At 62.5% G+C, this 26819-nt stretch carries 24 protein-coding genes and 2 tRNA genes; 11 read left to right on the top strand and 15 right to left on the bottom strand.

Annotation, left to right across the window (positions count from 1 at the left end):
• Positions 1-31: 31 nt before the first annotated feature.
• From ACP15D_RS18535 to ACP15D_RS18525, 3 genes are read right to left on the bottom strand one after another with little or no spacing between them, the layout of a single operon-like run.
• On the bottom strand, positions 32-1825 hold the full coding sequence (locus tag ACP15D_RS18535) for an SPOR domain-containing protein (protein WP_424958890.1): 1794 nt from the start codon (positions 1823-1825) through the stop codon (positions 32-34).
• A 50-nt stretch (positions 1826-1875) separates the two neighbouring features.
• Positions 1876-3690 carry an arginine--tRNA ligase gene (argS, locus tag ACP15D_RS18530; protein ID WP_424958889.1) on the bottom strand — a complete coding sequence of 605 codons (1815 nt, stop codon included), beginning with the start codon at positions 3688-3690 and terminating at the stop codon, positions 1876-1878.
• A gap of 48 nt (positions 3691-3738) precedes the next feature.
• Positions 3739-4959, bottom strand: coding sequence for a deoxyguanosinetriphosphate triphosphohydrolase (locus ACP15D_RS18525; protein ID WP_424958888.1), 1221 nt, complete (start codon positions 4957-4959; stop codon positions 3739-3741).
• Between the two features lie 129 nt (positions 4960-5088).
• On the opposite strand from ACP15D_RS18525, the gene erpA reads away from it, so the two are divergent.
• Both erpA and xth read left to right on the top strand, forming a co-directional pair.
• Positions 5089-5418, top strand: coding sequence for an iron-sulfur cluster insertion protein ErpA (erpA, locus tag ACP15D_RS18520; protein ID WP_424958887.1), 330 nt, complete (start codon positions 5089-5091; stop codon positions 5416-5418).
• Positions 5419-5472: 54 nt separating this feature from the next.
• Positions 5473-6255: an exodeoxyribonuclease III gene (gene xth, locus ACP15D_RS18515; RefSeq protein ID WP_424958886.1), complete on the top strand. Its 783-nt coding sequence runs from the start codon at positions 5473-5475 to the stop codon at positions 6253-6255.
• A 1-nt stretch (position 6256) separates the two neighbouring features.
• Here xth and ACP15D_RS18510 read toward each other — a convergent pair whose 3' ends face one another.
• The gene (locus tag ACP15D_RS18510) at positions 6257-7237 is read right to left on the bottom strand and encodes a tetratricopeptide repeat protein (protein WP_424958885.1); all 981 of its coding nucleotides are present in this window, start codon (positions 7235-7237) and stop codon (positions 6257-6259) included.
• A 300-nt stretch (positions 7238-7537) separates the two neighbouring features.
• On the opposite strand from ACP15D_RS18510, the gene ACP15D_RS18505 reads away from it, so the two are divergent.
• Positions 7538-7960 (top strand): hypothetical protein, encoded by a 423-nt coding sequence (locus ACP15D_RS18505; RefSeq protein ID WP_424958884.1) that lies wholly within the window; start codon positions 7538-7540, stop codon positions 7958-7960.
• A gap of 84 nt (positions 7961-8044) precedes the next feature.
• Here the strand turns inward: ACP15D_RS18505 and ACP15D_RS18500 are convergent, their stop codons facing one another.
• The 6 genes from ACP15D_RS18500 to ACP15D_RS18475 form a co-directional block, all read right to left on the bottom strand.
• Positions 8045-8482 carry a hypothetical protein gene (locus ACP15D_RS18500; protein WP_424958883.1) on the bottom strand — a complete coding sequence of 146 codons (438 nt, stop codon included), beginning with the start codon at positions 8480-8482 and terminating at the stop codon, positions 8045-8047.
• 288 nt (positions 8483-8770) lie between these two features.
• Positions 8771-9775 carry a tetratricopeptide repeat protein gene (locus ACP15D_RS18495; protein ID WP_424958882.1) on the bottom strand — a complete coding sequence of 335 codons (1005 nt, stop codon included), beginning with the start codon at positions 9773-9775 and terminating at the stop codon, positions 8771-8773.
• A 670-nt stretch (positions 9776-10445) separates the two neighbouring features.
• Positions 10446-13232: a valine--tRNA ligase gene (locus tag ACP15D_RS18490; protein WP_424958881.1), complete on the bottom strand. Its 2787-nt coding sequence runs from the start codon at positions 13230-13232 to the stop codon at positions 10446-10448.
• A gap of 180 nt (positions 13233-13412) precedes the next feature.
• A complete protein-coding gene (locus tag ACP15D_RS18485) occupies positions 13413-14774 on the bottom strand; it encodes a hypothetical protein (RefSeq protein ID WP_424958880.1) in 1362 nt (453 codons plus the stop codon).
• 295 nt (positions 14775-15069) lie between these two features.
• A complete protein-coding gene (locus ACP15D_RS18480) occupies positions 15070-16461 on the bottom strand; it encodes a TolC family outer membrane protein (protein WP_424958879.1) in 1392 nt (463 codons plus the stop codon).
• A gap of 387 nt (positions 16462-16848) precedes the next feature.
• Positions 16849-17514, bottom strand: coding sequence for a protein-L-isoaspartate O-methyltransferase family protein (locus ACP15D_RS18475; protein WP_424958878.1), 666 nt, complete (start codon positions 17512-17514; stop codon positions 16849-16851).
• A 202-nt stretch (positions 17515-17716) separates the two neighbouring features.
• On the opposite strand from ACP15D_RS18475, the gene ACP15D_RS18470 reads away from it, so the two are divergent.
• The 4 genes from ACP15D_RS18470 to ACP15D_RS18455 all read left to right on the top strand — a co-directional run bounded on the left by ACP15D_RS18470 (position 17717) and on the right by ACP15D_RS18455 (position 20141).
• A tRNA-Cys gene (locus ACP15D_RS18470) sits at positions 17717-17790 on the top strand.
• 365 nt (positions 17791-18155) lie between these two features.
• Complete coding sequence (locus ACP15D_RS18465) at positions 18156-18470, top strand: thermonuclease family protein (RefSeq protein ID WP_424958877.1); 315 nt, start codon at positions 18156-18158, stop codon at positions 18468-18470.
• 169 nt (positions 18471-18639) lie between these two features.
• Positions 18640-18714: transfer RNA gene (locus tag ACP15D_RS18460), tRNA-Asn, on the top strand.
• 125 nt (positions 18715-18839) lie between these two features.
• Positions 18840-20141, top strand: a complete 1302-nt coding sequence (locus ACP15D_RS18455) for an integrase (protein ID WP_424958876.1) — start codon at positions 18840-18842, stop codon at positions 20139-20141.
• A 38-nt stretch (positions 20142-20179) separates the two neighbouring features.
• On the opposite strand, the gene ACP15D_RS18450 is transcribed toward ACP15D_RS18455, so the two are convergent.
• Positions 20180-20422: a hypothetical protein gene (locus tag ACP15D_RS18450; RefSeq protein WP_424958875.1), complete on the bottom strand. Its 243-nt coding sequence runs from the start codon at positions 20420-20422 to the stop codon at positions 20180-20182.
• 499 nt (positions 20423-20921) lie between these two features.
• On the opposite strand from ACP15D_RS18450, the gene ACP15D_RS18445 reads away from it, so the two are divergent.
• Together ACP15D_RS18445 and ACP15D_RS18440 are read left to right on the top strand one after the other, a co-directional pair.
• On the top strand, positions 20922-21167 hold the full coding sequence (locus ACP15D_RS18445) for a helix-turn-helix domain-containing protein (protein WP_424958874.1): 246 nt from the start codon (positions 20922-20924) through the stop codon (positions 21165-21167).
• A gap of 28 nt (positions 21168-21195) precedes the next feature.
• Positions 21196-21978: a helix-turn-helix transcriptional regulator gene (locus ACP15D_RS18440; protein ID WP_424958873.1), complete on the top strand. Its 783-nt coding sequence runs from the start codon at positions 21196-21198 to the stop codon at positions 21976-21978.
• Between the two features lie 373 nt (positions 21979-22351).
• Here the strand turns inward: ACP15D_RS18440 and ACP15D_RS18435 are convergent, their stop codons facing one another.
• Positions 22352-22753, bottom strand: a complete 402-nt coding sequence (locus tag ACP15D_RS18435) for a hypothetical protein (RefSeq protein WP_424958872.1) — start codon at positions 22751-22753, stop codon at positions 22352-22354.
• Positions 22754-22956: 203 nt separating this feature from the next.
• Here ACP15D_RS18435 and ACP15D_RS18430 point away from each other — a divergent pair, with 203 nt between their 5' ends.
• On the top strand, positions 22957-23544 hold the full coding sequence (locus ACP15D_RS18430; RefSeq protein WP_424958871.1) for a recombinase family protein: 588 nt from the start codon (positions 22957-22959) through the stop codon (positions 23542-23544).
• Between the two features lie 108 nt (positions 23545-23652).
• Entirely contained in the window at positions 23653-24444 is a 792-nt protein-coding gene (locus ACP15D_RS18425) for a metallophosphoesterase (RefSeq protein WP_424958870.1), read from the top strand.
• A gap of 155 nt (positions 24445-24599) precedes the next feature.
• Here the strand turns inward: ACP15D_RS18425 and ACP15D_RS18420 are convergent, their stop codons facing one another.
• From ACP15D_RS18420 to ACP15D_RS18410, 3 genes are all read right to left on the bottom strand, one after another.
• Complete coding sequence (locus tag ACP15D_RS18420; RefSeq protein ID WP_424958869.1) at positions 24600-24953, bottom strand: hypothetical protein; 354 nt, start codon at positions 24951-24953, stop codon at positions 24600-24602.
• 330 nt (positions 24954-25283) lie between these two features.
• Positions 25284-25601 carry a putative zinc-binding protein gene (locus ACP15D_RS18415; protein ID WP_424959274.1) on the bottom strand — a complete coding sequence of 106 codons (318 nt, stop codon included), beginning with the start codon at positions 25599-25601 and terminating at the stop codon, positions 25284-25286.
• Positions 25602-26117: 516 nt separating this feature from the next.
• The gene (locus ACP15D_RS18410) at positions 26118-26729 is read right to left on the bottom strand and encodes a sigma-70 family RNA polymerase sigma factor (protein WP_424958868.1); all 612 of its coding nucleotides are present in this window, start codon (positions 26727-26729) and stop codon (positions 26118-26120) included.
• Positions 26730-26819: the final 90 nt, after the last annotated feature.

Genomic DNA, 26819 nt, shown 5'->3' with positions numbered 1-26819 from the left:
GCACCCGTCGAGCGCGCCAGCGCCATGGTGCTTAGTAAGCGGTAACCCAGCAGTCCTTGTAACCATAGGCCTTCAGCTGCGTGCACAGCTCGTTTGCCTGGGTACGGGAACCTGGTGGACCGACGAGGAGCCTGTGATACGGCCCCTTGCCGGCCAAGGTCGTCTCGCGGACGTCCGGGGTCTTGTTGCCGAGAACGGGCCCATACTGCTGCTGCATGTCAGCGAACTTGCGAAGGGCATCAAGCCGGCTGGTGCTGGAGGCCGGCACCGACGCCAGCACCACGACGTAGCCGTTGGCACCAGTGGCTGCGCTGCTGCTGGACGAAGTATCCGTCGCGGCAACCTTCTGTTTCTTGGGCGGCGCGACGGCGGGGGCCTCATCGCCGCGCAGGCTGGCGGTCGAGGAAGGGATGACCCGCGTGGTCTTCACATTTACACCGGACCGCGGCAGTGGGGCGGCGGCGGGTTCTGGGTCAGGCTGGCGAACAGGCTCGGTCGCCGCGACCCGCTGCGGGGCCGGATGGGAATCATTGCCGAAGGCGTCCACGACGGTGAGGCCTGGCACGGAAACTGGCGCGTCCGACTCGGCCGGGGCCGAAGGCGGGGCGATAGAACCATCGCGGCCGACGACCAGCGTCTTTACCTGGCGAGCGCCGTTGGCGCTGCTGTCATCGGTCTCAGAGAGAGAAAGACCACCGGTGTGGCTCTCCTCTTCGCCGAGACGCCCGAGGACCTTGCTGTCGGTGTGCGAGAACTGGCGGCCGCCCGGGTCGAGCGGCTTTTCCTTGGCCGGCGAAGCGTCGCTGGCAATGACCGGAGGCGCTCCATCCGGAGGTGGCCCAACGAGCGACTTATAGGCCTGGGCCAGTCCGTAGCCGAGGCCGATGGCGACAACCACCGCACCGGCAATGCGCATGGTCCAACTAGCACGGCGGGGCTCTTCGACCTCGTAACCGGCGTCGTCCTGGTTGTATGTCGTCTCGAGCGCGCCGCCATGAGCCTGATCGTAGCCAAGTTGCGCGTGGCCATAGCCCTGCGGGTCGCTCAGCGGATCATCGTATCCCGCGCCGGGCAGCGACCAGTCGGCCTGCTGCAGCGTGTCGAACGGTGACTGGTTGCCGTTGGCGGCGTAGCCTGCGTCGGCCTGAAAATAGTCCGTTGCCGGCTGGGCATAGGGGTCGTGCTCGGCATGCTGCGCGGGCCAAGCGTCGTAGCCTTGCACCGGCGCTTGAGCGGGCGCGCGGGGAGCGGCGTACTGAGGCGCAGCCTGGGGTGCTGCATACTGGGCGCGCTGCGCCGGAGCGGGCGCCGGCTGCTGCTGCGCACGGGCGTACTGCGGCGGCTGCGTGCGCGGAAAGCCTTCGATCTCGTGGGTCGGCTGGGCATTGCGCGCGCTGTCGAGGCTGCTCAGCGCCTGGCGGCTGGGCTGCGTCGGCGGAGCGGTGCGCGGCACCGCGGACTGCGGCACATGCTGCTGCGGCGCGTACTGCGGCTGGGGCGCTGTCTGCTGGGCAGGGTAGTGGTAGGCCGGCTGCTGCTGCGGATGGGCCTGCGGCTGGCGCACCTGATGCTGATGTGATGATTGCGGCTGCGGCGCGTATGCGGGCTGCTGGCGACCTTGCGGGTCAGCGTAACCCTGCTGCGGATAGCCTTGCTGCGGCGGATACGATGGTGCCGACGGCTGCTGCGGTGCTGCGTACTGCGGCGCCTGTTGAGCGGCCTGCGGGCGCTGTGCCGGGTGTCCGCCCGTGCGGGGATCGGGCTCAGCCGCCGGGTAGCGCTGTGGCGGCCACCCGCTATTTGCGGCACCTTGAGAGCGAGACATCTATGAACCCCTCGAAGCGCTGTTTCAGTCGTTAAGCGTCGAATCGGAGTCTAGCGCATTGACTCTGGTGCCTCGACGCCGAGGACTGAAAGACCCGAGGATATCACCTGTTGAGCGGCAGCGATAAGCGCCAACCGTGCGGCGGTCATAACCCCGTCTTCTGCTTGGATAAATCGCAAATGTGGCGAATCATTGCCTCGGCTCCACTGGCCATGCAGCGCGGAGGACAACTCATAAAGGTAGAAAGCAAGCCGGTGAGGCTCCTCCGCCTTGGCCGCGCCCTCGATGAGACGGGGGAAGAAAGCGATCTTCTTGATGAGGTCGATCTCGCCGGCATCGTCGAGGCGCGACAGGTCTGCGCCGAGCACCGCGGGGCTATCGGGCGACAGCTCGGGAAACACCTCCTGGGCGTTGCGGAAGACCGACGCGGCGCGCGCGTGCGCGTACTGCACATAGAAGACCGGGTTGTCCTTCGACTGCTCCGTCACCTTTGCGAAGTCGAAGTCGAGCGGCTCCAGCTCTTTGCGGTAGAGCATCATGAAGCGGACGGGGTCGCGGCCGACCTCGTCGACGACATCGCGCAGCGTCACGAACGTGCCGGCGCGCTTCGACATCTTGTAGGGCTCGCCATTCTTGAACAGCTTGACGAGGTTGACGACCTTGATCGCGAGATCGGCCGAGCCGCCGCTCGTCGCCCACGACTTGAGCTTGCCCTTGGCATCACGCTCAACCGTACCGTCGGTGAAGGCGGCCACCGCCGCCAGCATGCGCGGGATGTAGCCGATGTGGTCGGCGCCGAAGACGTTGACCAGGTGGCGATAGCCGCGCTGCAGCTTGTCATAGTGGTAGGCAACGTCGCCGGCGAAGTAGGTGTAGCTGCCGTCCGACTTCATCAGGGCCCGGTCGGCCTCGTCACCGAACTCGGTGGATTTGAACAGCGTTTGCTCGCGGTCTTCCCACTCCTCGTCGTCGTGGCCCTTGGGCTTCTCAAGCCGGCCCTCGTAAATCAGGCCTTTGGCACGCAGAGCATCGATAGCGGCTTTCACCTTGTCGGTGCCGCCCCGGATCAGCGAAGCTTCGGAGAAGAAGAGGTCGTGCTTGATATTGAGTGCTGCGAGGTCGTCCCTGATCATCGGCATGATGGCGTCGATGGCGAACGCACGCACCGTCGGCAGCCAGCGGTCCTCGGGCATATCGAGAAGCACGGCCCCGTGCTCCTTGGCGAGCCCCTCGCCAACGGGCTTCAGATAATCGCCCGGGTAGAGACCTTCGGGAATTGCGCCGATATCCTCGCCCAGCGCCTCGCGGTAGCGCAGGAAGACCGAGCGCGCGAGCACGTCCACCTGTCCGCCGGCATCGTTGACGTAGTATTCGCGCGTCACATCGTAACCAGCGAAGGCGAGAAGGTTCGCCAGCGCATCGCCGAACACCGCGCCGCGGCAATGGCCGACGTGCATCGGCCCGGTCGGATTGGCGGAGACGTACTCGATGTCGACCGTCTGGCCGTTACCGAGCTTCGAGCGACCGTAGGCCGCCCCTTCCTTCAAGATGGCCTGCACCAGGCGGTGCCAGAGTGCCGGCTTCAAAGTGATGTTGAGGAAGCCCGGGCCAGCGACGCTGACGGACGCCACGTCCGCATCGGCGGAAAGCCTGGCCTGCAGCTTCTCGGCAATGTCGCGCGGCTTCATGCGCGCGGGTTTGGCGAGAACCATGGCGACGTTGGATGCAAGATCGCCATGCGTCGGGTCGCGCGGGGTCTCGACGTCGAAACCGCTGGTCGGCAGACCGGCCGGCAGATCGCCTTCCGATTTGAGCGCTTCGAGGGCCGCCGAAATGCGGCTTTCGATCTCGGCGAACACGTCCACGAGGGCGATCCTAATGCTGTGAGATTAAGCGAGAAAGTTGCGGCCCGCCTAAAGCAAATCGGGGGTGTCGTCAAACAGCCGGTGGTGCTCGGCTATGGCATAGCGGTCGGTCATCCCGGCGACAAAGTCGGCGACAAGGCGGGCGCGGCGGCGCGCGTCGAGCCCTTGCGAAGCCGCATGCCAGGCGGGCGCCATCTCGGCGGGATGGGCCAGGTAGTGTTGGAACAGGTCAGAGACGATGCGCTCGGCATTGCGCATGATGTGCATGACGTGCTCGTGCCGGTAGACGCGCGCAAACAGGAAGGACTTGAGCTGGACCACGCCGTCAGCCAGCTCCCCGGAGAAGCCGACGATGGGCCGTCCGGCTGCGCGAATGTCATCGGGGCTGGTGGGGGCCAGCGCCGCGAGGCGCAGCCGTGTCTCGGTAACGAGGTCTGCAACCATGATCGTGATCAGACGGCGTGTCAGCTCGTAGATGCTACGCGCCTCGTCCTCAGCGTGAAGCGCGCGCACGCTGCCCATGAGCGGCCCCGATAGCGGCTGCTGCTCCAGGTCAGCAACAGTGATGAGATGGGCGCGCAGCCCATCGTCGATGTCGTGGGTGACGTAGGCGATATCGTCGGCGAGGGCAGCGACTTGCGCTTCCGCCGACGGCCACGACGCAAGGTCGAGCGGCTTCCAGGCCTCGATGCGACCGGCCGCCTTGGCGACAGCGCCGTCCGGGGCGACCGGGCCGTTGTGCTTGGCGAGGCCTTCCAGCGTTTCCCATGTGAAGTTCAGGCCGTCGAACTGTGCGTACTTGCGCTCCAGCACGGTGACGACGCGCAGGCTCTGCGCGTTGTGATCGAACCCGCCGAAGTCGTGCATCGCCTTGTCGAGCGCGCGCTCGCCGGCGTGGCCGAATGGGGAATGGCCGAGGTCGTGGGCGAGGGCGATCGCTTCGGCAAGGTCTTCATCGAGGCGAAGCTGGCGGGCGACGGTGCGGGCGATCTGCGCCACCTCCAGCGAGTGAGTCAGGCGTGTGCGATAGTGATCGCCCTCGTGGTAGAGGAACACCTGCGTCTTGTGCGTCAGGCGGCGGAATGCGGTTGAATGCAGGATGCGGTCACGGTCGCGCTGGAAGGGGCTGCGGGTGGTGCATTCTGGCTCGGGTGTCAGACGACCACGGCTGGGGACTGCGCTGGCGGCATAGCTGGCTGGCGCACGTTCCCCTGGGGCCAAAGCCTCGCCGTAATCGTTGGATCCGCCTTTGACGGCTGTTTTTGTCACGTTGGCTGCCCGTTTAACGCAGGTGTGCAGGCTTTGATTTGGCCGCCCGCAGCGCCTATCTTGCATAGAGACAGAATCCGCCCGACTGCAACCCCGGCGGTTTCATGCACCTTATCCGAGGTCACACCTATGAGCACTTCCGTCACCGTCACAGAACGCGCAGCCAAACGAATCGCGGAGATTGTTGCTGGTGAGGCCGCGGCTGAAGCGTTGCGCGTGAGCGTCGAAGGCGGCGGTTGCTCGGGCTTTCAGTACAAATTCGATCTGGTGCCCGAGGCGGAGAAAGATGATCTGGTGCTCGAGCATGCCGGTGCCAAGGTGGTGATCGACCAGGTGTCGCTCGGCTATCTCGCGGGGTCAGAGATCGATTTCGTCGACGATCTCATCGGCTCCTCGTTCAAGATCAACAATCCGCAGGCGACCGCCTCTTGCGGTTGCGGCACGAGCTTCTCGCTCTGAGCGGCCGGCGGTCGCGCTGGTCACGGCTTCGATTCTCGACTACGCCTTGCCGCCATGAAGGTGACCACCTGGAACATCAATGGCGTCAAGGCGCGGCTTGAGTCGGCCCTTGCTTACCTGAAGCAGGAGCAGCCCGACGTCATCTGCCTGCAGGAGATCAAGAGTGTCACCGAGGGCTTCCCTTCCGAAGCCTTCGAGGAACTCGGCTACCATTGCGCGGTGCATGGCCAGAAGGGGTTCAACGGCGTCGCCATTCTCTCCAAGCTGCCACTGGAAGAGGCCAAGACTGGCCTTCCGGGCAATGATGCGGATGATCAATCGCGCTTCATCGAGGCGGTGATCTCGGTTCCTTCGGGAATCGTGAAGGTGGCGTCGATCTACGCGCCCAATGGCAACCCGATCGGGACGGAAAAATTTCCCTACAAGCTCGGTTGGCTCCAGCGCTTGCGTGCGCACTTCAAGACGCTGCTTGCCGAAGAAGTGCCGTTCGTGATGGCCGGCGATTACAACATCATTCCCGAGCCGATGGATGCCAAGCGCCCGGCCGCGTGGACAGGCGATGCGCTGTTCCAGCCGGAGACGCGCGCTGCTTATCGCACAATGCTCAACGATGGGCTGACAGACGCGATCCGCCTCTGCCATCCCGAGCCCGGCGTCTACACGTTCTGGGACTATCAGGCTGGCGCGTTCCAAAAGGACGACGGCATACGCATCGACCACCTGCTTTTGTCACCGCAGGCAAGCGACCGGCTTGTCTCCGCCGGTGTCGACCGCTTTACGCGCGCCTGGGAAAAGCCTTCGGACCACGTGCCGGCGTGGGTGGAGCTCGATCTCTAGGCTACTCGCTACACTTGGCGGTGACGACGCTTCCGGTTGCAGGGAGGAAGACCTTGCAGTCGACGGCCTTTGAATCGAGCTTGGCCTGCGCGAGATTGCTCTTGGGGTTCGACGCCAGCGCTCCACCTAGAGAGACAAGACGCTCCTCAGCGAGACGGCGCATCATGCGCGCATTGAAGCTGTCGCGGCTATCGGTGAGTGCCTTGTCGTAGCTTTCGCGCGCCGATGTCACGTCTCCGCGCTTTTCATAGATGCGGCCCTTGAGTGCGTGGGCGGCGGCAAAATCCTTCTGCAATGCCAACGCGCGGTCGACGTCGGCTTCGGATGCGTCGGTGCGTCCTTCGCGGAAAGCGACGTCGGCTCGGGCATAGTGGGCGAGTGCATCATCGCGCCCCTTGGTGAGTACGGCGTTGACCTCGGCGCGCGCGTGCGCCAGATCGCCCTCCTCTGCACGGATCAGAGCGCGCAGCAAGGTGGCAAGAGCCGCGTCGGGCTTGGCCGCGAGCGCGGCGTTCAAATCTCGAAGCGCTGCATCGCGATCACCGATGCTGCGGTAGATCACTGCGCGGTGGTAGAGAAATCTCCAGTCGCCATCGCCGCGCTTCACGGCCTCATCCAGATCGGCGATTGCGGCGGTATCATCGCCGAGGTCGGCCTTGGCGGACGCGCGGGCAGCAAAACCGCGGGCGAAGCCCGGCTTCAGCTTCAACACCTTCGAGAAGTCAGCGACGGCCTTGTCGGCCTCACCGGCACGGCGCCAAGCGGTGCCGCGATTGAAATAGCCGATATACATTTGTGCGTCGGGAAGGCGCCCGCTGCTCATGATGCGCGTGCACGCCGACGCTGCGGCTGCGTCATGGGCGGCGGTGCAACGGGACAGATCCTGGTTCATGCCCGCGGAGGCCGAGGTCACGAAGAGAGCTGCGACCAGGAAGATGCCGGAGAGGAAACCTCCAACCAAAACGAAATAAGCGCGCTGCATTTTCGCCTCCCCTGGAGCGAGATCATTAGCCAATCGACGAGGATCGCCCCCGACACCGGCGACCCGTCCAATTTGTTAACTGACCGGCGGCTCGCGCACTGTTCCGCGAGGAACAGCGGGCCGCGTCCGGGTTAACGAACATGCTCGGAGCGGTGTCGCGAGGCTTCGATTGGGGCTCGCGGCGTTCAGCGACTTCTTACGTTTCTGGGCCAAAGTGCGCCCCGGAATGCATCGTCTCCCGCCGCGGGTGGGAGCTAGTTTGTCCGCTTCGGACACAGTTGATTGCGCAGGGATCCGATTATGAAGAATGAGATGATCAACCGTTGGGCGCGCCGGTCCGCCGTTCTGGCCGTAGCCGCTATTCCTTTCGCGTCCTTCGTCGGCTCGAGCGAGGCTGATCCGGCCCCAGGCCTGGCCGGCTCGTGGAACGGTGGCGGCTGGGTTTCATTCTCGAACGGAAAGAAGGAGAAGGCGCGTTGCCGGGCGCATTACACCGGCGGCGGCAGTGCCTATACCGTTACCGCAACGTGCGCGACCTCGGCCGGCAAGGCCTCGCAGACAGCGAAGGTCTACAAGGTGAGCGGCACGCACTATAAGGGCAGCTTCTTCAACAGCGAGTACAACGTGCGCGGCAGCATCCGCGTGACGGTGAACGGGACGAGCCAGAACGTGAGCCTGTCGGGCGATGGCACGTCGGCCCAGCTCAACCTGTCGCGCCGCTAAAGCCGGTCCGGGAAATCACAAAAAAAGCCGGGGCGCGCAGGCGCCTCGGCCTATCGTTCGCTTAGCCTTGCGTGGCGGAGCGGCTCAGACGTCGTGCTTGGCGTTCGGGGATGGCTGCAGCGAACCCAGCACCGAACCACTCCAGCGCTCCACCTTCTCCGGCAGAAACACGTAGCTGTGGAGCTTGAAGACAAGCCCGTCCTGCATGACCGTGTGCTCGCCGGTATAGATCGCGTCAGCCGGCAAGTAGTAGGCGCAGGAGAAATTCGCGATCGCCTTGTTGACGGCGTTCGCGGCCATTTCCTCGTTCTCGCCCTGGGCCTGGTACATCAGGAAGTTCACCGAATCGGTCTTCGCGTTGCAGAAGAAACCGCGAACCCGCTCGGGCATTGGCATGGCCTCGGCGGTGGCCACGCGCGGCAACATTGGAGGCGCCGCGCCGACGACGCAGAGAGCTAGGAAAACGAGTTTTGCCGAACGTTCCTGCCAAGAGCGGCAGAGCAGAGCAACGAGGCCGGTCATGCACACCTCCAAGGTCTAAGCGAGCGCACCCGTTGTGCGCCTCACTCCGCCTTGGACGTGACCCCATCACCCGTTTCTTATTGGTGTTACCGGGGATGATATGAGCGAATCTTACGTTGCTCAAGTAATGGTCAACAGCATTTGCTGCCTAAAATTGCCTCAGGGCAGCGCAGGCCCAGCCTCGGCGGTGCCCCTACTCTAATCCGCTATTGCCACTTGTGAATTGAAAAATTGCCATCACTCGGCGTCTTTGCCAGGAAACTGTGGCAACGCGAGTTCGCGCTTGGCCTAATGAGGGGCGGGCGGAACGTTGCTGGCGCTCTGGCCGACGTCCCCGCGCAGTCCAACTTCCGACGCTGCGCCCTTGATCAAGGTGGCCGCATCAGGAAGCGCCGTCGCCTGCGCAGGAATGACAGGGGGTGCGGGGGGCGGCGATGCGGCTTCAACTGTCGCGGCGCTCATATCGTAAAGGACCGGCTCCCCGTTGCCGCACGTGCGGGTTGCCTGCACGTTCAGCGGGCCAAGACCGATGTCGTCGCGCGGCTCTGGTTTGCGGCCGTAACGCGTGCGCCAGTCGGCGACGATGCCGGTAGCCTGCTTACGAACGCCCTGGGCCGCTCCGCAGTAGATGTTCTGGTAGATGTCCTCGATCCACACGCGCTCATAGCTGGAGGAATTTCCGACGGCGACCGAGATCAGCGCCAGCGCGCGAACAGGGTCAGCCTTCATGTATTTGCCGCGCCACAGCAGATCGGCCAGGAATGCCTGGGCACCGGGGTGGCCTTTCTGGCTCAGCACCGACAGCCAATGCTTGGCATATGGAACGTCGCTGGCGATCCCATCGCCACGCAGATAGAGCTTGGCCAGCTCAAATTGTGCATCCTCATCGCGGAAGAACTGCGCGGCCTCGCGCAGGTACTCCATGGCGATATTCGGATTGGGCTTGAGGTTCACTTCCGGCAACCCGTTCAGCAGATAACCGGCAATGCGCGTCATCGACTTGGCGACGTAGGGGGCGCGCTGGTCATCGTCGGGATCGACGTCGGTGTGCTCCTCGGCGATCCGCAGGTATAGCTCGTAAGCCTTTGCGTGATCGGTGTGGGCGCCGTTGTTGTCGGAATAGATGCGGGCGAGATAATACGGCGCTAGGAAGAGATGCGCGTCGGCTGCGTAATCCAGCGCCGGGATCGCGATCTCGTAATAGCCGCCGTTGAAGGCTCCGATGCCCTGCTCGAGCGCATCCTGCGCCGAACGATACTTTGCCGCTGATGCGCCAAGGGTGCCAAAGCACACCAGCAAGCAAGCCAGGGCTACGCAAACCAACCGATCAAATAACCGCATCGCAGATCGCTTCCGCTTTGCCCCGACAATGGGGCGCCGCCTGCAATTTGTCTGCCCCGCACAATCGCCGAAATCCGTTCTGGACCGGCTGGCGATTGAGGGACCCTCAGTCTGGTGACGTGAAGGCAGCTTCAGATTGTCGGAGGTTGTGGCGACCATTCTTCTGCTTTTTATCCGTGAAACCCGGAGGCGACGCTCGAAGCGGAGCGCCTACAAAACCGAACCAGGACTGCCTGTACCGACGTCTCTGAGAAGCTCGCGCGGTTGGCGACCACCCGTCACCCGAAGCGCGTTTCCTTCACTCTCCCTAGCGTGACGCTGGCGCCGTATTGTGGCCCGACGGAGGCAGTGATCGCCTAAATCGTGGCTCGTTCGCCACAGATGCCAGAAGAGTTCTAACTTATTCCCAGATCGCTCCAAAGTCGGTCGTCGCGGCCGACAGATGCGGGGCGCGGGAGAGCGCTGCGCTAACCGGCGCGGAGCTGGTTGAATATCGTCTGCGCGCGGCCGTCAGCCCCGATGCGCGCGAGCCCAAGTTGATGAAGTGGCTGCGGGCATCATTCAGGCTTCCAGAACCGCACGCGGCGCGGAGGTAGCGGAGCACCCCCTCGCCGCCGCTGCATTACGCTTCGATGCGCTTCAGGGCTGCGGAGAGACGCGCGATGCGTTCTGCGTTCTCGACAACGCGCTCGCGGTTCAACTCGACGACGTGCTCGGGCGACTTGGCGACGTTGGCCGTATTGGCCAGCCAGGCATCGGCCTTGGCGCGATCGCTCTCGGCCTTCTCAATTTCTTTCTGCAGCCGCTTGCGCTCGGCATTCATGTCGATGATGCCTTCGAGCGGCAGCGCCACCGTAGCCTCGCCGACAACGATCAGCGCGGCGCCCTTGGGCGCTGCATTCTCGAAGGCGATATCTTCGAGGCGAGCGAGACGGCGGATGGTCTCATCGTTGCGCTTGGCGCGCTCGATCGTCTCGTCGCTGGCTCCAGTGATGACGAGCGGAATCTTCGCGCCGGCGGGCACGTTCATCTCGGTGCGTACCGAGCGGATTTCCGAGATCAGATGCACGACCCAACCGATCTCCGCCTCGACCTCGGCGTCAACGAGGCCGTTGAGCTTCGGCCACTGGCTGAGCGCGAGGATGTTGTCGCGCTTCTCGCCATGCTCGACGGCATGCGCCCAGAGCTCTTCGGTGATGTAGGGCATGAAGGGGTGCAACAGCTTCAGGATCTGGTCGAGCGTCCAGGCGACGGTGGCGCGCGTTTCCGACTTTGCCGCCTCGTCATCGCCAGCGAGGATCGGCTTGATCAGCTCCAGGTACCAGTCGCAGAAGACGCCCCACACGAACTCGTACACGGTGGCTGCGGCTTCATTGAACTTATAGGCTTCGAGGCTTTCGGTGAGGGTGCGGGTCGCGCGCTCCGTCTCGCCGGTGATCCAGCGATTGACGGGCTCCTTCACCGATGCCGGATCGAAGCCGCGCTGGCGAACGCACTCGTTCATCTCGGCGAAGCGCGCCGCGTTCCAGAGCTTGGTCGCGAAGTTGCGATAGCCTTCAACGCGCTGCGTCGACAGCTTGATGTCACGGCCCTGCGCTGCCATCGCGGCGAGCGTGAAGCGGAGAGCGTCGGCGCCGTAGGCATCGATGATGCCCAGCGGGTCCATCACGTTGCCCTTCGACTTCGACATCTTCTGCCCCTTCTCGTCGCGGACGAGGGCGTGGATGTAGACGTCGCGGAAGGGCACCTCTTCCATGAAGTGCATGCCCATCATCATCATCCGGGCGACCCAGAAGAAGATGATGTCGAAGCCGGTAACGAGAACGCTGGTCGGGTAGAAGCGCCCGAGCTCCGGTGTCTTGTCGGGCCAGCCGAGCGTCGAGAACGGCCAAAGCGCGGATGAGAACCACGTGTCGAGCACGTCCTCGTCGCGCTTCAGATCGACGGGCTTGCCGAAGTGCTTCGTCGCGGCGGCCTGCGCCCTGGTCGCGTCCTCGGCGACGAACACTTTGCCGTCGGGCGCGTACCAAGCTGGAATCTGATGCCCCCACCAGAGCTGGCGCGAAATGCACCATGGCTGGATGTTGCGCATCCACTCGAAGTAGGTCTTCTCCCAGTTCTTCGGGACGAAAACCATCTTGCCGCGCTCGACCATCTCGATCGCGGGCTTCGCCAGTTCGGCGGCGTTGACGTACCACTGATCCGTCAGCCACGGCTCGATGACAACGCCGGAGCGATCGCCGTGCGGAACAGTGTGCGTGGTCGGCTCGATCTTTTCCAGCAGGCCCAGCGCTGCGAGATCGGCGACGATGCGCTTGCGCGCGTCGAAGCGATCGAGACCGCGGTACTCGGGCGGCGGCACGTCGTTGATGCGCGCCTGATCGTCGAGCACGTTGATCTGATCCAGTGCGTGGCGTTTGCCGACCTCGAAGTCGTTGAAGTCGTGCGCAGGCGTGATCTTCACCGCGCCGGTGCCCTTCTCGGGATCGGAATGCTCGTCGGCGACGATCGGAATCTCGCGCCCGACCAGCGGCAGCTTCACCTTCGCACCGGCTTTGATCAGCGCGGCATAGCGCTCATCCTCCGGGTGTACGGCAACGCCCGTGTCGCCCAGCATCGTCTCGGGGCGCGTCGTGGCGACGACGATGTAGTCCTTGTCGTAACCCTTGATCTTCTTCGCGAGCGGATAGCGGAAGTGATACATGTGGCCGGACGGGTTCTTCGCCAGCGCCTTGGCGAGCGCTTCGGCGTCGAACGGCTTTTCCGGATCGCCATCGCTTTGCTTGCCAGCCTCCGGCAGGACCCACGCAAATGTCCCGCGCGCCTCGACCTGCACCACTTCGAGATCGGAGATGGCGGTCTGGAACTTCGGGTCCCAGTTGACGAGGCGCTTGTCCTTATAGATGAGGCCCGCTTCGTGTAGCGCGACGAATACCTTCACGACAGCCTTCGAGAGGCCCTCGTCCATGGTGAAGCGCTCGCGGCTCCAATCGCATGAGGCGCCGAGACGCTTCAGCTGATTGAGGATGGTCGAGCCACTCTCTTCCTTCCAGGCCCACACCTTCTCGAGGAACTTCTCGCGGCCGATGGTGCGACGGTCGGGCTCCTGGCGCTCCATCATCTGGCGCTCGACGACCATCTGCGTGGCAATGCCGGCGTGATCGGTGCCGGGCTGCCAGAGCACGTCCTTGCCGCGCAGGCGCTCGAAGCGGCAGAGGATGTCCTGCAGCGTGTTGTTGAGGGCGTGGCCCATGTGGAGGGAGCCCGTCACGTTCGGCGGCGGGATGACGATGCTGTAGGGCTGCGCCCCGGCGCGCTCGGCGCGGCCTGCTTTGAACGCCTCGGCGCGCTCCCATTCCGCGCGGATGCGCGGCTCGATCTGGGCGGGCTGGTAGATTTTATCGAGCATGGGGGGATTTGGGCAGCAGTTTTGGGGGAGAAACGGAGCTGCGGTCCTACGCTCTCCGTTCCCGCGCTGTCAACGGTGGACGCAGCGCCGGGGACGCCGAGAGCCGCCGGTGCGGGCTATTTCATAGAACTGACATGCGTCAAGGCATGCATGGGGACCAGGCGACAACAAGATTTGCCATCAAGATTTTCCTGGTCCCTTGCCCGACTCGATCTGCGCGGTGAGTTCGCTGCGGAGGGCATCTTCAAGGATGCGCTCCATGTTCTCGGCAAGCCATTGACGCAGCATCGGCCGCAGCAGTTCCGCAGCGGCACGATCGAGTTTGGCAGGCTGCGCAGGGGCGTCATCCGAGGCGATCTCGTGCTTTTGCGCGAGCACGGGGAGCGTCTGGCCGCCCTGCTCTTTCTTTTCGCTGACGCCGCTGATGAAGGAGGCTCCGGAGGCGAAAACGGACAACGCTCCCGGTTGCTGTTGCACGAGATCGACGACGGCATCCAAGAGCGCCTCACTTGCGGCAGCAAGCGGCTCAGCGACGAGAGGCTTGCTGGTGACGGGCTTGCTGCCGGATGGCGCTGGCAGTGTAGCCGACATCGCCTTCGGCTTGGGCTGAGCCTCGGGCGCCGTCGCGCCTGGTTTGGTCGCGGTTGGTGTTTCGACCGGCGAATCCGGCTTGTGGACCGTCTCGGCCTTTGCAGGTGTCTCGGCCTTGTTAAGTGTCTCTGACTTGGCCTGCGGCTGCGGCGCTTCGACAGTCTCTGGCGATGCCGGAGCGGATGCGCCGGGTTTGGCAGTCTCTCTCGTCGTGCGCGGGAACGGAGCAACGTTGGGGCCAGAACCATTGAAGCCGGTGGTGCCGGTGCGCAGCGGAAGCACGCGCGGTTCAATCGCCGGCCCCGTCTCGACCTCTGATCCAGGCTGCGCTGCTGTCGGCGATGGACTTGTCGCCGTCGGTGAGGAACTCGGCGTGGTCTGCAACGAGATGGGTTTCGAATCAGCAGACTGCGGCTTGGGCTGGTTTTGGCCCTCATTGCGCTGAGGCACCAAGGTGCCGAAGTCGAACGAGAGGAGATCGGCTTTAAGTTCGGATGGCTGGGGGGCGCCCGCGGTTTCCTCATCGCGGAGACCGAATGGCAGCGGCACTTCAGCGGTGGGACGGACGTTGCGGAGTTCGGTGCTCGAGCCGCTGCGCGCTATTTCGCTGCGCGAGGAGGTCAGCTCGGTGAGCGCTTCCAGATTGTTGCGAGGAGCCTTGTCGGAGACCGTAGATAGGTCTTGCTGCAACGACCGACGCTGATCGGAAAGCGCGGTCGCGACCTTCAGAGCGTCGCTCAGGCTGTTGCTTGTCCGTGCCGGCGTCTGCGGGTCGGTGCCATTGAGATTGCCCGTGTCAGGCGCGGATGCCTGGCGCATGTCGCCGAACGGCGTGCGGCCCATCGTGTCCGGCATTGGGCTCGGACCGGGCCTGTCGTCGGCAATCATCTTGCGGATGGAAGCGAGTATCTCCTCCATGGAGGGCTCGGAGGCCATCTGCGGCTTACTCATGAGGCGCAATCCTCTACACGACGCGCATTAGAGCCGCCCACCTGCGGCGCTCGCGCGGTTCCCCGGTCGTACAACGGCGATGCCAGCCCATCAATAAGGCTACGCAACCCTGCGCTGCTGTGAGGACCAGCCACCACCCCTTGGTGCCTCGGACCAACCGTCGCAGCCGGCATGCCGTCACGCCGGTTCCGTTGCTAGCCACGATCCTTGGCAGCTCTATGGCGTGAGGGCTCGCACCCCGCATTTTTACGTGCGGGGGCGCATTTGCGGTGGGTAATTGTTCGCCTGCCCGGCCCTACTTAACCGGGTCCCAGCCCTGCTCGACGGCTTGCGGCTGGGCCTCGAAGGTTTCCGTGCGGCCATCACCGTAAGTGATGCTGAGGCCGATCCATTTACGGCGGACTTCCTGGTAGTGGACCTTCGGATCATAAACGTAGGCCGCAGCGCCGATCCAAGCGGCATCGAGCCGTCCCATGGCGCTCAGCACGCTGTAGGCAGCGACCACGAGATTGCGCCGCGTCGTCTCGAGGTCCACCTGCGAGTTCAAGTATTCGAGTTCGGCGTTCAGAACGTCGAGCAGCGTACGCTGGCCGACTTTCTCTTCCTCGCGGACACCTTGCAGGGCCACCTTGTTCGACTCGACCGCTACACGGTCGGATTCGAGCTGCGCACGGGCTGCCTCGAGCTGCGACCAGGCCGCAACAAGGTTCTGCGTCTGCTCAGTGCGGACCTGCTCGATCTGCTGCAGCAGGCCGATGTGGTTCTGCTTGGCCTGTCGAACGCGGGAATAGACATCACCCGCCTCGTAGATCGGGATCACGGCGCGACCAACGAGCGTGGAGCTTTCCACTTCGTCGGTGAGCTTCGATGACCCGAAGCGATCATTGTAGCTCGCCTCGAGCTGTACCGTCGGCAGCAACTCGCCGCGAATGCGCTCCACCGTGTACTTGGCGGCCTGCTCGCGGAACAGCTGAGCGACGACCAGCGGGTCCTCGTTGTTGCTGACGCCGATGGCTTCCTGGAGCTGGCGCGGAAGCAACCGGTCCGGCGTGCCAGGCCAGGTAAGATTGCTCGGCGGGTGTCCGATCACCTGCTGATAGCTGCCTCGGCTGGTGCGCAGGTTGGCGCGTGCCGCATCCAGGCGTGAGACAGCGTCAGCGCGACGGGCCTCTGCCTGCGCTACGTCAGTTCGCGTCACCTCGCCGACAGCGAATCGATCCTGTGCGGCCTTGAGCTCGCGCGAGAGCACATTGACGTTATTCTCGTTGAGACGAACCAGTTCCTGGTCGCGCACGACGTCCATGTATGCGGTGACCGCCTGCAGCAGCACACTACGCTCTACGTCGCGCAGCACCTCGCGCTCCGCGCGGACGTTTGCTTCTGCCTCGTTCACCGCGTTGTAGGTGCGAAAGCCGTTGAATATCGGCTGCACGGCGTCCACGCCGAAACCGCGCGGCTTCGTCACGCCGTCCAGGTAATTCGACGGGCGCTGGTCGGAACGTTCAATACCGATGTCAGCGTTGCCTGTAATCGTCGGGCGATACCCCGACATAGCCTGCGACACGTCCTCGTCTGTCGCCCGCTGGAATGCTCGCTGCGCGTCGAGGCGCGGGTTATAGCCATAAGCAGCGGAGAGTGCCTCTTGCAGAGTCTCCGCGGCGGCTGGAAGCGCAACGGCGTGCGCCATCGCAAGACACAGCGCCAACCGCACGCACTTACGCAGCGCGTTTGGCCTCCGGTGCCCCCGACGTTCCGAGCTCATACCCAAGTGGCGTCCCTGCTCATGTTGACGCTGATTATCAATGGCCGTGCGCATTACTTCCCCTCGACCACACCGTCCGAGGCCTTATCGCGGCCCAGCATTTTGAGTCGTCAGTGCGTCGCTGAGTCTGGGGTGCCAGCGCTGATTTGTGTAGTGCCGGTGGACAGTTGGTGGAAAAGGGCTGTGGTGGCGTTGCTCCAATCCCACACCCCATCGCGGCACGGCGCCGCATCATTCCTGCCCAACCCTACGGGATTGCGGGTAGATCGGCTCCGTTTAGGCATTTGGCCTCGGGCGACCCCGATAATTCGTTCACAGGACGAACGCTGGCGCCTTGGCGAACCCAGGAAGATCAGGTGCAGCAGCATCGAATGCGACGCGCGCATCCATGGAGCGTCCGAGGCGACGCCAGATGGTCGCCTTGCCAATACCATTGTCGTTTACGATGGCAACCATCCGGCCGCCGTCCTTCAATTGATCGAGGATATCGTCCGGCGTGATGCTGATGGAGCCCTGCAGAAGGATCACGTCATAGGGGGCCTTGGTCGGCCAGCCGGCGCTTAGACGTCCCGAAACAACGCTGGCATTGGCGACGGCCAGCTCCGCAAGATTACGGCGCGCAGCGGCCAGCAACTGCTCATTACTCTCTAGTGCGATCACGGAGCGCGCGAGGCGAGCCAAAATTGCTGCCGAATAGCCGGTGCCGCAGCCGACATTGAGCACATGGTCCTCGGCACCGACGTCGGCAAGCTGAAGCAGCTTGCCTTCTGTGCGCGCGGGCAGAAGCCAGCGCCGATCTGGGCCGGGAGGGGTGAGCGCAATCGCCTCGTCCATGTACGCCAGCTCCGCCATCGGCCCGGGAACAAATCGCTCGCGCGGCAGCTCTCTCATGGCGCGCACGACGCGTTGGTCGGTGACATCGCTGGTCAGCACCTGGCTTTCGACCATGTTCATGCGCTGTGTGGCGGCATCAACCATCAGTTTTCCCTCGGCATCAGATGTGCGTATCGCCTACCCTACATGAGCGGGCGGCAATGCGCGACGGGACGTGCGGTCTCGGGGCGAGGTTTCTCCGCTACCTCGGGCGCCCGGCTCGCGCTACCTCACGCGCACACTTTCCAGGCACCAATCCTTGTGATACACGGCGCACTCTTTACTGCTCCGGAAAGATGGAGCCGAAGGCCACGTGGCGGAGTGGTGACGCAACGGACTGCAAATCCGTGCACCCCGGTTCGATTCCGGGCGTGGCCTCCAATTCACTCCCAGAAATTTTTCGAAGTGATTGGCTTCTGTCCTCGGCGGGCAGCGCATCCGATGGCACGTGGGAACTCTTTGTTAGGGTTGCTGCGCCTAGCTCCAAAATCATGGTGCAAAGCCAATCGGGCAGCCCGATTTCCCAGGCGGAGCGCGACCGGCGCCACGTACGCGCCAGGCGCGCCCGTCGTGACCGCTATTGGCGCTACCGATATCGATTCGGCCGCGGCGGGAGCCCACGTCAACTCGCCATCAGTCTGGGCCTTGCAGCGCTGGCGGTCGTGCTCGCGGGCCTGTGGCAATGGTGGACGAAGCCGGTGGGAGAGGACCGTCATGGCCCGGTGGAACTATGCAACGGGCGGGCATTGCGCAGCTGTATCATCGACGGCGACACCGGGCGCGACAATGGGACGAAATGGCGCCTTATCTCCGTTGATGCCCCCGAGCTCGAAGAGCCGGCATGCGAGAACGAGAGGCAGCTTGCGCTTGCCGCGCGGTCCCGCCTGCAAGAGCTGCTAGCCGGTCCCTATAAGATCCGTCCCAATGGGCGCCAGGATCCAAACGGGCGCGCTTTGGTCGACCTTGAGCTGCCGGACGGCCGGGACGTGGGGCAAATACTAATGGGTGAGGGTCTGGCGCAGCGCTGGCCGAACCGCGGCAATGTGTGGTGCGCGCGCTAATCCGCCGCCCGCTTGGTCCAATGGCACATAAGCAGTCGCAGGCCCCTTGATTATCGAGCGCGATTATGAGAGTTGAGGGTCGCCCTCGAGGGGAGGCTGCCTTGCCACAAGGCGCTAGCCGGCCCCTGAGCATTCTGCTAAGAGGCGCGACGCCCAAGAGGCTAGGTATTCCGCGGTAGCTCAGTGGTAGAGCATCCGACTGTTAATCGGACGGTCGTAGGTTCGAGCCCTACCCGCGGAGCCAACTCCCCACCCCCAAAGCCCCCGTTTTACGGGCTTTTCCTTTCACGCCAGCACCCTCCTCACCAGTACTGACCCAACAGATGACCCAACATCTGACCCAACATCGCGTCGGGATGGGCCACGAGGATGAGGTTGCAGCACCTGCACAAGCGCCGCGGCTACTGGTACTACATCCGTCGCGTCCCTGACCGCGCACGGCCCGTCGACCCGCGCAAGTGGATCAACAAGACGACCGGCATCAGGATCGCCGATGATCCTCGCGGCATCTCCGCCGGCGCCAGAGCGGCGCAGCTCGAGACCTTGCTCATCACGGAATGGGAAGACCGCCTCGCCGGCCGCAACCCGGCCCCGGCCATCGCCTTCGCGCGCAACGTCGATATCGTCAAGCGCTACGGGCTTGCCTACCTCGCGCACGACGAGGTGCGGCAGCTGCCGGCTGAGTGCTTCTACGACCGGCTGGACGTCATCGCCACAGAACCGACGCCCGAAGTCGCCTCCGCCCTGATGGGCACCGTTTCCAAGCCCGCCGTCATGCTCTCGCAGCTCGTCAACGAGTTCGAGCGCATCAACGCTGCCTCGCTGAAGGCCAAATCCGACAACCAAAGGAAAAAGTGGCGCGTCGCTCGAGACACATACGTCGAAAAGTTCATCGAGGTCATCGGTAGAGACATCGAGCTCGCCAACATCGACCGCAACCATGTGCTCGATCTCCGCGACCACCTCTCCGAGCTGGCAATGTCAGACCAAATCAAGATCTCAACCGCCAACTCCTATATTGGGCGCCTCGCATCCATGTTCCGATCCGTGACCAAGGTCCACCGGCTGTCATGCAAGGAGGACTTTAGCGGCCTCAGAATCGCTGGCGGCGAAGACGGCGTGCGCCTGGCATTCCCGAAAGAGTGGGTCCAAAACACGCTCCTAGCCGAGGGAGCGCTCGACAGTCTCAACGACGAGGCCCGCGCCATCGTCTATCTCATCGCCGAATGTGGCCTGCGCCTCTCCGAAGCCTGCAATCTGAAACGACACACCATCGTGCTGGACCATGAAATTCCGCATATTCGCATCCGCCCTGAAGGCTGCGTCCTTAAGACTGCTCCTTCTATCCGCGACATCCCTCTTGTCGGCGTCGCGCTGATGGTCATGCGCGCCCATCCGGACGGCTTTCCACGTTACTTCCATAAGAACGCGCAAGCTTCCGCGGTCATCAACAAATCGCTGGCGACCCACCTAAACCTCCCTGAGAACCGGACGCTCTATTCACTGCGCCACACCTTCAAGGACCGGCTCACCGACGTTGCTTGCCTGGATAACGTGTCCCATCGCTTGATGGGTCACAAGCTGCCAACGCCCCGCTATGGCGAGCCGAGCCTCGAGACGAAATTGTTCTGGCTGGAGAAGATTGCCTTCGCTCCGCCGGCGCGGATCTGACAGGGCAAGGGGGCCCGCGCATCCGGGCCCTCATGATCTCAATCCCGGCGGTCCGACCGACAGGGAAGGTTCCTCAAGACCGGCTTCGCGTCGTCTCTCTTACGTTGCAGCTCATCCATGACCTTCAGCGCTTTCGCCTGCGGGTCGTCCTGCCGGGCCCGCTCGAGATCACTCTCCACGCGCTCCAGTACGAATCCGTATTCATCGCCGAATTTGAGTATCAGATAGGCCGCCAGCACGCGGTATCTCTCCAATGCTTCGATCGAATATTTTCTGCTCATCGCGGTCAGCGGTCCATTCCTCTGACCTGTTTCTGGGACCAAACGCCGAGCAATAAAGGCGCCCCTAGAGCATTTTATAAAACCGTGCGCTCCCATCGAACGCAGCGCGGTGCGCGTTGCTGGGACACGAGCAGCTTCTTCAAGCTCGCTAGCGTTGTCTTTTCCTGAGCGCCCTCGAAAGAGATCCGGAACTGGGCGTCATCACCGATGCCAAGCGGATTACGATCGACGTCCGCAATGATCGAGGCGACTTCGCTATCGTCAACCCTGCCACGGCACGCAGGGGCACTCCTCGCTTCGCGTCGAGCTACGGCAGGTAAAGGTCTTACCCTTCGCACCGAAGCCGATCCCCGCTCTGATCACGTGCCATGACGCCGGGAATGCAAAGCGGCTGGAGAGCTCAACAGTAAAACGGCCTCTCCTGCCGTCAAAAAAAAATCAATCGCGCTACTTCACAGACGCATTCGTTGATCCAGTTTATTTCTGAAAGGAGATCAGAATGAACCCGAAACACACACCCAAACTAACGACCATCGAGGCTGCCAAAGTGCTTCGACTATCGCCGCGCACCCTGGAGCGGCTCCGCGTGCAGGGAACAGGTCCGAGCTACATGAAGGCAGGACGCGGGCTGCGCGCGCGGGTTCTCTACGCTCCCGAAGACCTCAACGCGTGGATCGCGCGCAGATACGCCTCGACGTCCGAGTATTCGACCGGCGTCTCTGCCGCTCACGCCAAAACGGCCTGAACCCACAGCCAACAGAAAGGATACGAACATGCCCAAGAATTGCATCAAGGCAATCCGTCAGAAGAAAAACATGACGCGCGAGCAACTCGCCGCGCTCGTCGACCTTCAGCCGGAACATATCGCGCTGTTCGAGAACGGCTACATGGTGCCACTCCGCCGCGCTCACCAGCTAGCAGGAGCGTTGAAGGAGCCGCTTGATGCGGTGTTCCCTTCCTTGGCGCGCATTAAGGGGCCGCTCGAGCAGCACGTCGAGGCAGCGGGAGACGCCGGTATCGACTCTGATCCCATGCGAAATGCCTTTCATTTCCGACTCGACAACGGATTGGAGCGGACCGTTTGGATCTCCGGACCCGCGCGTCGCCGGCTCGAATCCCTCCTCCTTGATCCGGAAGATCGGTTTGTGGAGTTCGACACGCTCGTGGAGCGAATGGCGGTAAACACTCGTTATCTCGGCGCCTGGCGGTTCCATGATTTCGACGCTGAGCCAGTGGATCAACTGAGCCTCTTTGAGGACCCATCGTTTAAGTTGTGGACCATCCACTCAGGGGAGCCGATCGTCATGGAGATCGACCTCGACAACATCAAAAATGACGAAAGCGGCGACGAGCCTCACGAGGATCCGATGTTCGCGCTTTTCGGCGGGTTCGAAGTGGCGGACGGGGTGGACTCTGTGGAAGACTGCGAAGGAGAGTCAGTTCTCTATTTCAAGCACGCCAAAGTGGCCATGATTTCGGTGAGTCTGCAGGCCGTAGAGCCGCAACTCGTTGAGGGAATCTACGACGAAGAAGAACAACTCGTGGAAGCAGATTAAACGCCTCCTGGGAGCCACCTGTCTCCTCGATAGACGGGTGGCACTCGAGCCCTGGCAGCGGGTCGGCTCGGCAGCCGATCTTGGGCAGCCTCACCCTGTCGGGATCCCTCCGTCCGGGTTTGCGCGCCGGAGCGGTCGCCATCGGATGCGCCCTGAAAACCCTACATTTTTCGCCAGCGACACCGTGATTTTCAGTCACGTGCTCTACCCAGAAATGCGCGCAAGAGCTCTCTAACTCTCGACTTTCCCCATTAATGATCGTTACTGCGCACCAGGGAACAACTCATCTGCCAGAAGGCTCGTCGAGGACCTTCAAGTGCGCGGGGTAATGCGCAGAAGCCTCGACATCCGGGATCTGCTTTGAGACGGCGAGCTAATTGGACGCGCCCAGCGCCCGCGTGCCGAACTCAATCGCTTCCAAGGTGCCCCTATTCCATTTCAGCTGGTTGAAGTCCATCTCCACGACGCTGAGCCGGCCGGCGAGCACGATCGCTAATAGATCGACAAACTGATCGCGGGGAAGATCGCAGATGACCGTCCAGCGCGAGTTCCCGCTGGCGTACCCAAGCGCTTTGATCTCCATGCCGCTGGACACCTGCAAGAACGCCTCGCGCGGCTCCTTGAAGATCAGACTGCTTGCTAGTCCCCCAACATGAATTGATGTCGCGCCGTTAGATGCTTTGCCGCGGAAGACATCGACGTCAGCATCTCGGACGGCGAGCACTATGTGCGGAAATTCAAATTTCGACGGATTCGCTCGACGGATCTTGCGCACTACCTACCCATATCGTTTTTCAAAAGGGGTCCCTTTTGTCATGGGGGTTGGCAGCACCTCATCAAAAATGGTAAACTCCGCATTCTGATGGTTTTGCGCGCCGTGCGGAGACGCCGCGTGTGCACCATCAAAAGGGACCCCATTTGATAGTGTGAGCCGTGCGCGGTTTTCCGCGAACGAGAGCGGCTTGCGAACACGAAGGCATGTTGATCGGCTACGCACGCATCTCGACGGACGAACAGAACTTGGGAATGCAGCTCGACGCTCTCAGAGCTGCTGGTTGCGAACGGATATTCTGCGATGAAGGCATCAGTGGCGCGGCAACCGAGCGGCGGGAGCTCAATCGCGCGTTACGCGCTCTAGCACCCGGAGACGTGCTGGTCGTCTGGAAACTCGACCGATTGGGACGCAGCCTGGCTCACCTTATCCAGGTGATCACGCGCCTCGAGGCGGAGGAGATCGGATTTCGTTCGTTGTCGGAAGCCATCGACACGACGACCGCAAGTGGCCGATTGCTGTTTCATATCATGGGTGCGATTGCGGAGTTTGAGCGCAGTCTGATCAGCGAGCGCACACGCGCCGGAATGGCTGCCGCCAAGGCCCGCGGCCAGCACCTCGGGCGCGAGCAGAAAATCACCGACGCAGAGTTGGAATGGGCAAAGCGCACACTGGAACTTGGACGGATGTCGCCATGGGAAATTGCTCGCATGCTGCGCGTTGCGCCGATCACTCTGTCGAGATCGCTTCGACGAGGAAGCCCGACGGACGAACGTACTTCGGACGCACCATAAGGGGCGTGGCAGGCGCCTGCTCTGCCGGAGTTATTGGCCTCCGGGAGGTCCCGCGGCGTCTGTTCGAGTTGCAGACGCCAGAAGCCAACCGTGATGCGAGCTGAAAATATGCGCGCTTGGATTTTTTCGGACCTGCACATCGACGTCAATGCCCGCACACCATGGGAGATCCCAGAACCGCGGCCAGAGCACGACGTCGTCATCATCGCCGGTGACATCTGCCAGGGTCTCGGGCGCGGCGTGCGCTGGATCGCCGAGCATGGCCTCGACGGCAAGCCCGTCATCTACGTACCAGGCAACCACGAGTACTACGGCTTCGATTTCGATGCCGAGCGCGCTGCCGGCCGTGCAGCAGCCGAGCAGTTTCCCAATATTCACGTCCTCGATCGCGACGTCGTCGCTATCGATGGCATTGTGTTCCTCGGAGCTACGCTATGGACCGACTATCGGCTATTCGGCGAGCGCAGCGTAGACGCCGCAATGATGCGTGCCGAGCGCACCATGAACGATCACCGCGCGATCAGACGCCAAGATCGGCTCTGGGAGGCGTCCGACGCCCTGGCGGAGTACGAGCTAAGTGCCAAGTGGCTCGACATGCAGCTTGCGGCGCACAGTGGAGGTTGCGTCGTCATCACCCACACGGCTCCAAGCCTGCGGAGCATCGCCGCTCAATATCAGGCGGATCTTCTCTCAGCAGCGTTTGCTTCGAACCTCGACCACGTCGTCGAGCGGACGCGCCTCTGGGTTCACGGTCATACGCACGCTACCCGCGATTACCAGCTTGGCGAATGCCGCGTGGTCAGCAATCCGCGTGGCTATACCCGGTTCGACGAAGATGTGGGCTTCAAGCCGGCGCAGATTTGTCCTTTGGAGGTACGTCAGTCCTCGGGTGATGCGTGACATCTCAGCGTCGCAAATCACCAAACCGCACGCGGTCTAGCCGCGCCCCCCGCCCTGGCATCCGCGATGCCCGCGAACACCGCCGCAAAATGGCGGATGCCGCTCGCGCCGGCCGCTTCCCTTCGTCGGTGGCGGGTGACGCTAGCTTCAATTCCCTAGCTGCGCTTTTCAAGTTTCTCGATCCTCCGAACCGCCAGCTTCTGCGGCTTATGCGTCGGCTGGGGCCGGCTCAGATATCGAGTCTCGTCACCAAGAGCCGCAGGCCGCTGTCCGAGATTAAGATGGTCCTCGCCGTCTTTAGAGCGATCGGTCTTGTAAAAATGGATTTGGCCGCTGGCCGTCGCCTTTGGACCGCCTTGCCGGTCGGCATTCACATCACCATCGATCCATACAAACGCGACCGCTGGATCAAGATTCGAGTTTGCGAGCGGGCCGGTCGGTAAGTTCCACTGGCTAAATTGAGCATCTTTCTTTTTGTGCGCCCTGTCGCGACAGCCATCCGCTGCCATGTCACCTCGGTCGCGCGCTGCCACCTTTGCCAGCCGACTCCCCAATGTGTGCACGCGATGTTCCAGCCGCCTTGCAGCGCACGGGAACTGCTTCGGGATCCGCCCTTTGCATACTGGGATCGTTCATACAGGTGGACCGAATTGGGTCTTTTGCCATGCGCATGACTTGCCCGTAGCTATCTCTCATAGACGTGCAGCGCTGCATGCTCGGTGACGAAGGTAACATCGTTCCAGTTGCGTCTATTCGCGCAGTCAATGACGGATACGCTCATCGAGCTGCTTGTCGCACCCACATCAGCTCGAATTGAGGGCCAGCCGTTCGACCTTGAATTAGCTGTCCACGGGGCTTTCGCCCTTCAATTCGCCGACGATCCGGCGAAATACTTCTGTTGCATCCACCTCGTTGAAATCCGCGTGGTATCGCTTCCTTATTCCGATCTTTGTCAGAGTGAAATGCAGGTCAGGCTTCACGCCGTGACGTTCAAGGCATCGCCATGCGCAATGAAGCGGACAACCATCGATGGCGACGATTTTCCGTCCAGACTTGGCAACGCGCACAAGGGAGGGAACGTCACCGCCGACGCCGGCAATGCACGACATATCTGCGTGCCGCTCGCGGTCCAGGCGGATTGCGACGTGGTTCGCCATCTGCGCGGCAGTCGAGCAGCCCGAGCACGAATACACGACAGGGATTTCACAATTGTCAGCAGCCATGTGGTGGCCCGATGAGTGTGGCACCTGCGAAGCGGTTCTCTGGCACAGAGTTCAAGTGGGCTGATGCTTTTGCCACACGATAGATGTCGTGACGTTGACTTCGGTTAAGCCGGCAGGCTGTTGGACACGATGCGGCACGCCCGCTTTGAACGGGCACTTCCATCTGCATGTTCTCGGCGCTTCGGGCTCACCTTCGCCAAGGAGGGACTGGTCCTGTAATGGCTAAAACGTGTGTCCTAGCCCTCCGCATTGGCTGATCACTCGTGCCTTCCAAAATAGGCTTCGAGCTGCCTGAATAGCATCTCGAACTGGACGCTGGCCCGACTGCAATACGCGCATTTGTCGACATGCGCTTTGAGGGCCTCCCTCTCCTCACTTGTCAATGCACGCTCTCGAGCATCACTGACGAGCCACGTGGTATCCCGACAGGTCAGTGGCTCCCCGGCCATCTCAGCGCTCCCAATTGAGGTCCATGCAAAGTCGAAGTTGCATCCTCGCCCGATAAAGGAGCGCACGCAGGTTCGTTGGTGTAACGTTCAAAAGCGATTGTATCTCGCCGGGCTCCATCTCCAGCCATTCTCGCATCATGAAGGCTCGCGACGTCCGCTCGGGCAGGCGGGCAAGGCACGCTTCTAGAATTCTAAAAAAGGCGGTTTGTTCCGCCGCCGAGTGAGGATCGCTCCAAGCATCTTTGGCGTCCTTCCAGCAGCCATTGGCATCAAACAACCTATCAAATGCCCCCTCGTCACACTCTTCAGCCGCAACGGCCGGCTGCGCACCGACATATCGGCTCCGAGCGCGAAGAGCGTCTATCACCTTGTAGCGCATGATCGAGATGAGCCATGTCCTGATGCTAGATTCACGTTTGAATTTTTCTCGCGCTAGCAAGGCCGCGAGGATTGTTTCCTGAACAACGTCTTCGGCGGATGCAGGTTCCTGAAGCTGTACCATTGCGAGCCTAAACAACAGCTGCCGGTGCGCCACGACCTCCGCTTCGAACTGCTCGACTGAAATTGCACGTCTCATCGACGCAAGATTATTTTTGTCCCACCCATAACGCAACGCATATCCCGTTCGACTAATCCCTGCTCGGACCTTTGCGGCAAGGCCACTTGCACGAACGACAAGACGAGCTGCGCCTAGCGCCAACAA

It is taken from the genome of Hyphomicrobium sp. 1Nfss2.1 (genome assembly GCF_965243865.1).
GTDB lineage: Bacteria > Pseudomonadota > Alphaproteobacteria > Rhizobiales > Hyphomicrobiaceae > Hyphomicrobium_A.
The sequence above is the reverse complement of the archived record's forward strand: the minus strand, read 5'-3'. Positions and strand labels throughout refer to the sequence as shown.

Coding starts and splice junctions, on each gene's coding strand:
- ACP15D_RS18535 (WP_424958890.1), bottom strand. CDS start 1,825: ATGTCTCGCTCTCAAGGTGCCGCAAATAGCGGGTGGCCGCCACAGCGC.
- erpA (WP_424958887.1), top strand. CDS start 5,089: ATGAGCACTTCCGTCACCGTCACAGAACGCGCAGCCAAACGAATCGCG.
- xth (WP_424958886.1), top strand. CDS start 5,473: ATGAAGGTGACCACCTGGAACATCAATGGCGTCAAGGCGCGGCTTGAG.
- ACP15D_RS18510 (WP_424958885.1), bottom strand. CDS start 7,237: ATGCAGCGCGCTTATTTCGTTTTGGTTGGAGGTTTCCTCTCCGGCATC.
- ACP15D_RS18505 (WP_424958884.1), top strand. CDS start 7,538: ATGAAGAATGAGATGATCAACCGTTGGGCGCGCCGGTCCGCCGTTCTG.
- ACP15D_RS18500 (WP_424958883.1), bottom strand. CDS start 8,482: ATGACCGGCCTCGTTGCTCTGCTCTGCCGCTCTTGGCAGGAACGTTCG.
- ACP15D_RS18490 (WP_424958881.1), bottom strand. CDS start 13,232: ATGCTCGATAAAATCTACCAGCCCGCCCAGATCGAGCCGCGCATCCGC.
- ACP15D_RS18485 (WP_424958880.1), bottom strand. CDS start 14,774: ATGAGTAAGCCGCAGATGGCCTCCGAGCCCTCCATGGAGGAGATACTC.
- ACP15D_RS18480 (WP_424958879.1), bottom strand. CDS start 16,461: ATGGCGCACGCCGTTGCGCTTCCAGCCGCCGCGGAGACTCTGCAAGAG.
- ACP15D_RS18475 (WP_424958878.1), bottom strand. CDS start 17,514: ATGGTTGATGCCGCCACACAGCGCATGAACATGGTCGAAAGCCAGGTG.
- ACP15D_RS18455 (WP_424958876.1), top strand. CDS start 18,840: ATGAGGTTGCAGCACCTGCACAAGCGCCGCGGCTACTGGTACTACATC.
- ACP15D_RS18450 (WP_424958875.1), bottom strand. CDS start 20,422: ATGAGCAGAAAATATTCGATCGAAGCATTGGAGAGATACCGCGTGCTG.
- ACP15D_RS18445 (WP_424958874.1), top strand. CDS start 20,922: ATGAACCCGAAACACACACCCAAACTAACGACCATCGAGGCTGCCAAA.
- ACP15D_RS18440 (WP_424958873.1), top strand. CDS start 21,196: ATGCCCAAGAATTGCATCAAGGCAATCCGTCAGAAGAAAAACATGACG.
- ACP15D_RS18430 (WP_424958871.1), top strand. CDS start 22,957: ATGTTGATCGGCTACGCACGCATCTCGACGGACGAACAGAACTTGGGA.
- ACP15D_RS18425 (WP_424958870.1), top strand. CDS start 23,653: ATGCGCGCTTGGATTTTTTCGGACCTGCACATCGACGTCAATGCCCGC.
- ACP15D_RS18420 (WP_424958869.1), bottom strand. CDS start 24,953: ATGGCAGCGGATGGCTGTCGCGACAGGGCGCACAAAAAGAAAGATGCT.
- ACP15D_RS18415 (WP_424959274.1), bottom strand. CDS start 25,601: ATGGCGAACCACGTCGCAATCCGCCTGGACCGCGAGCGGCACGCAGAT.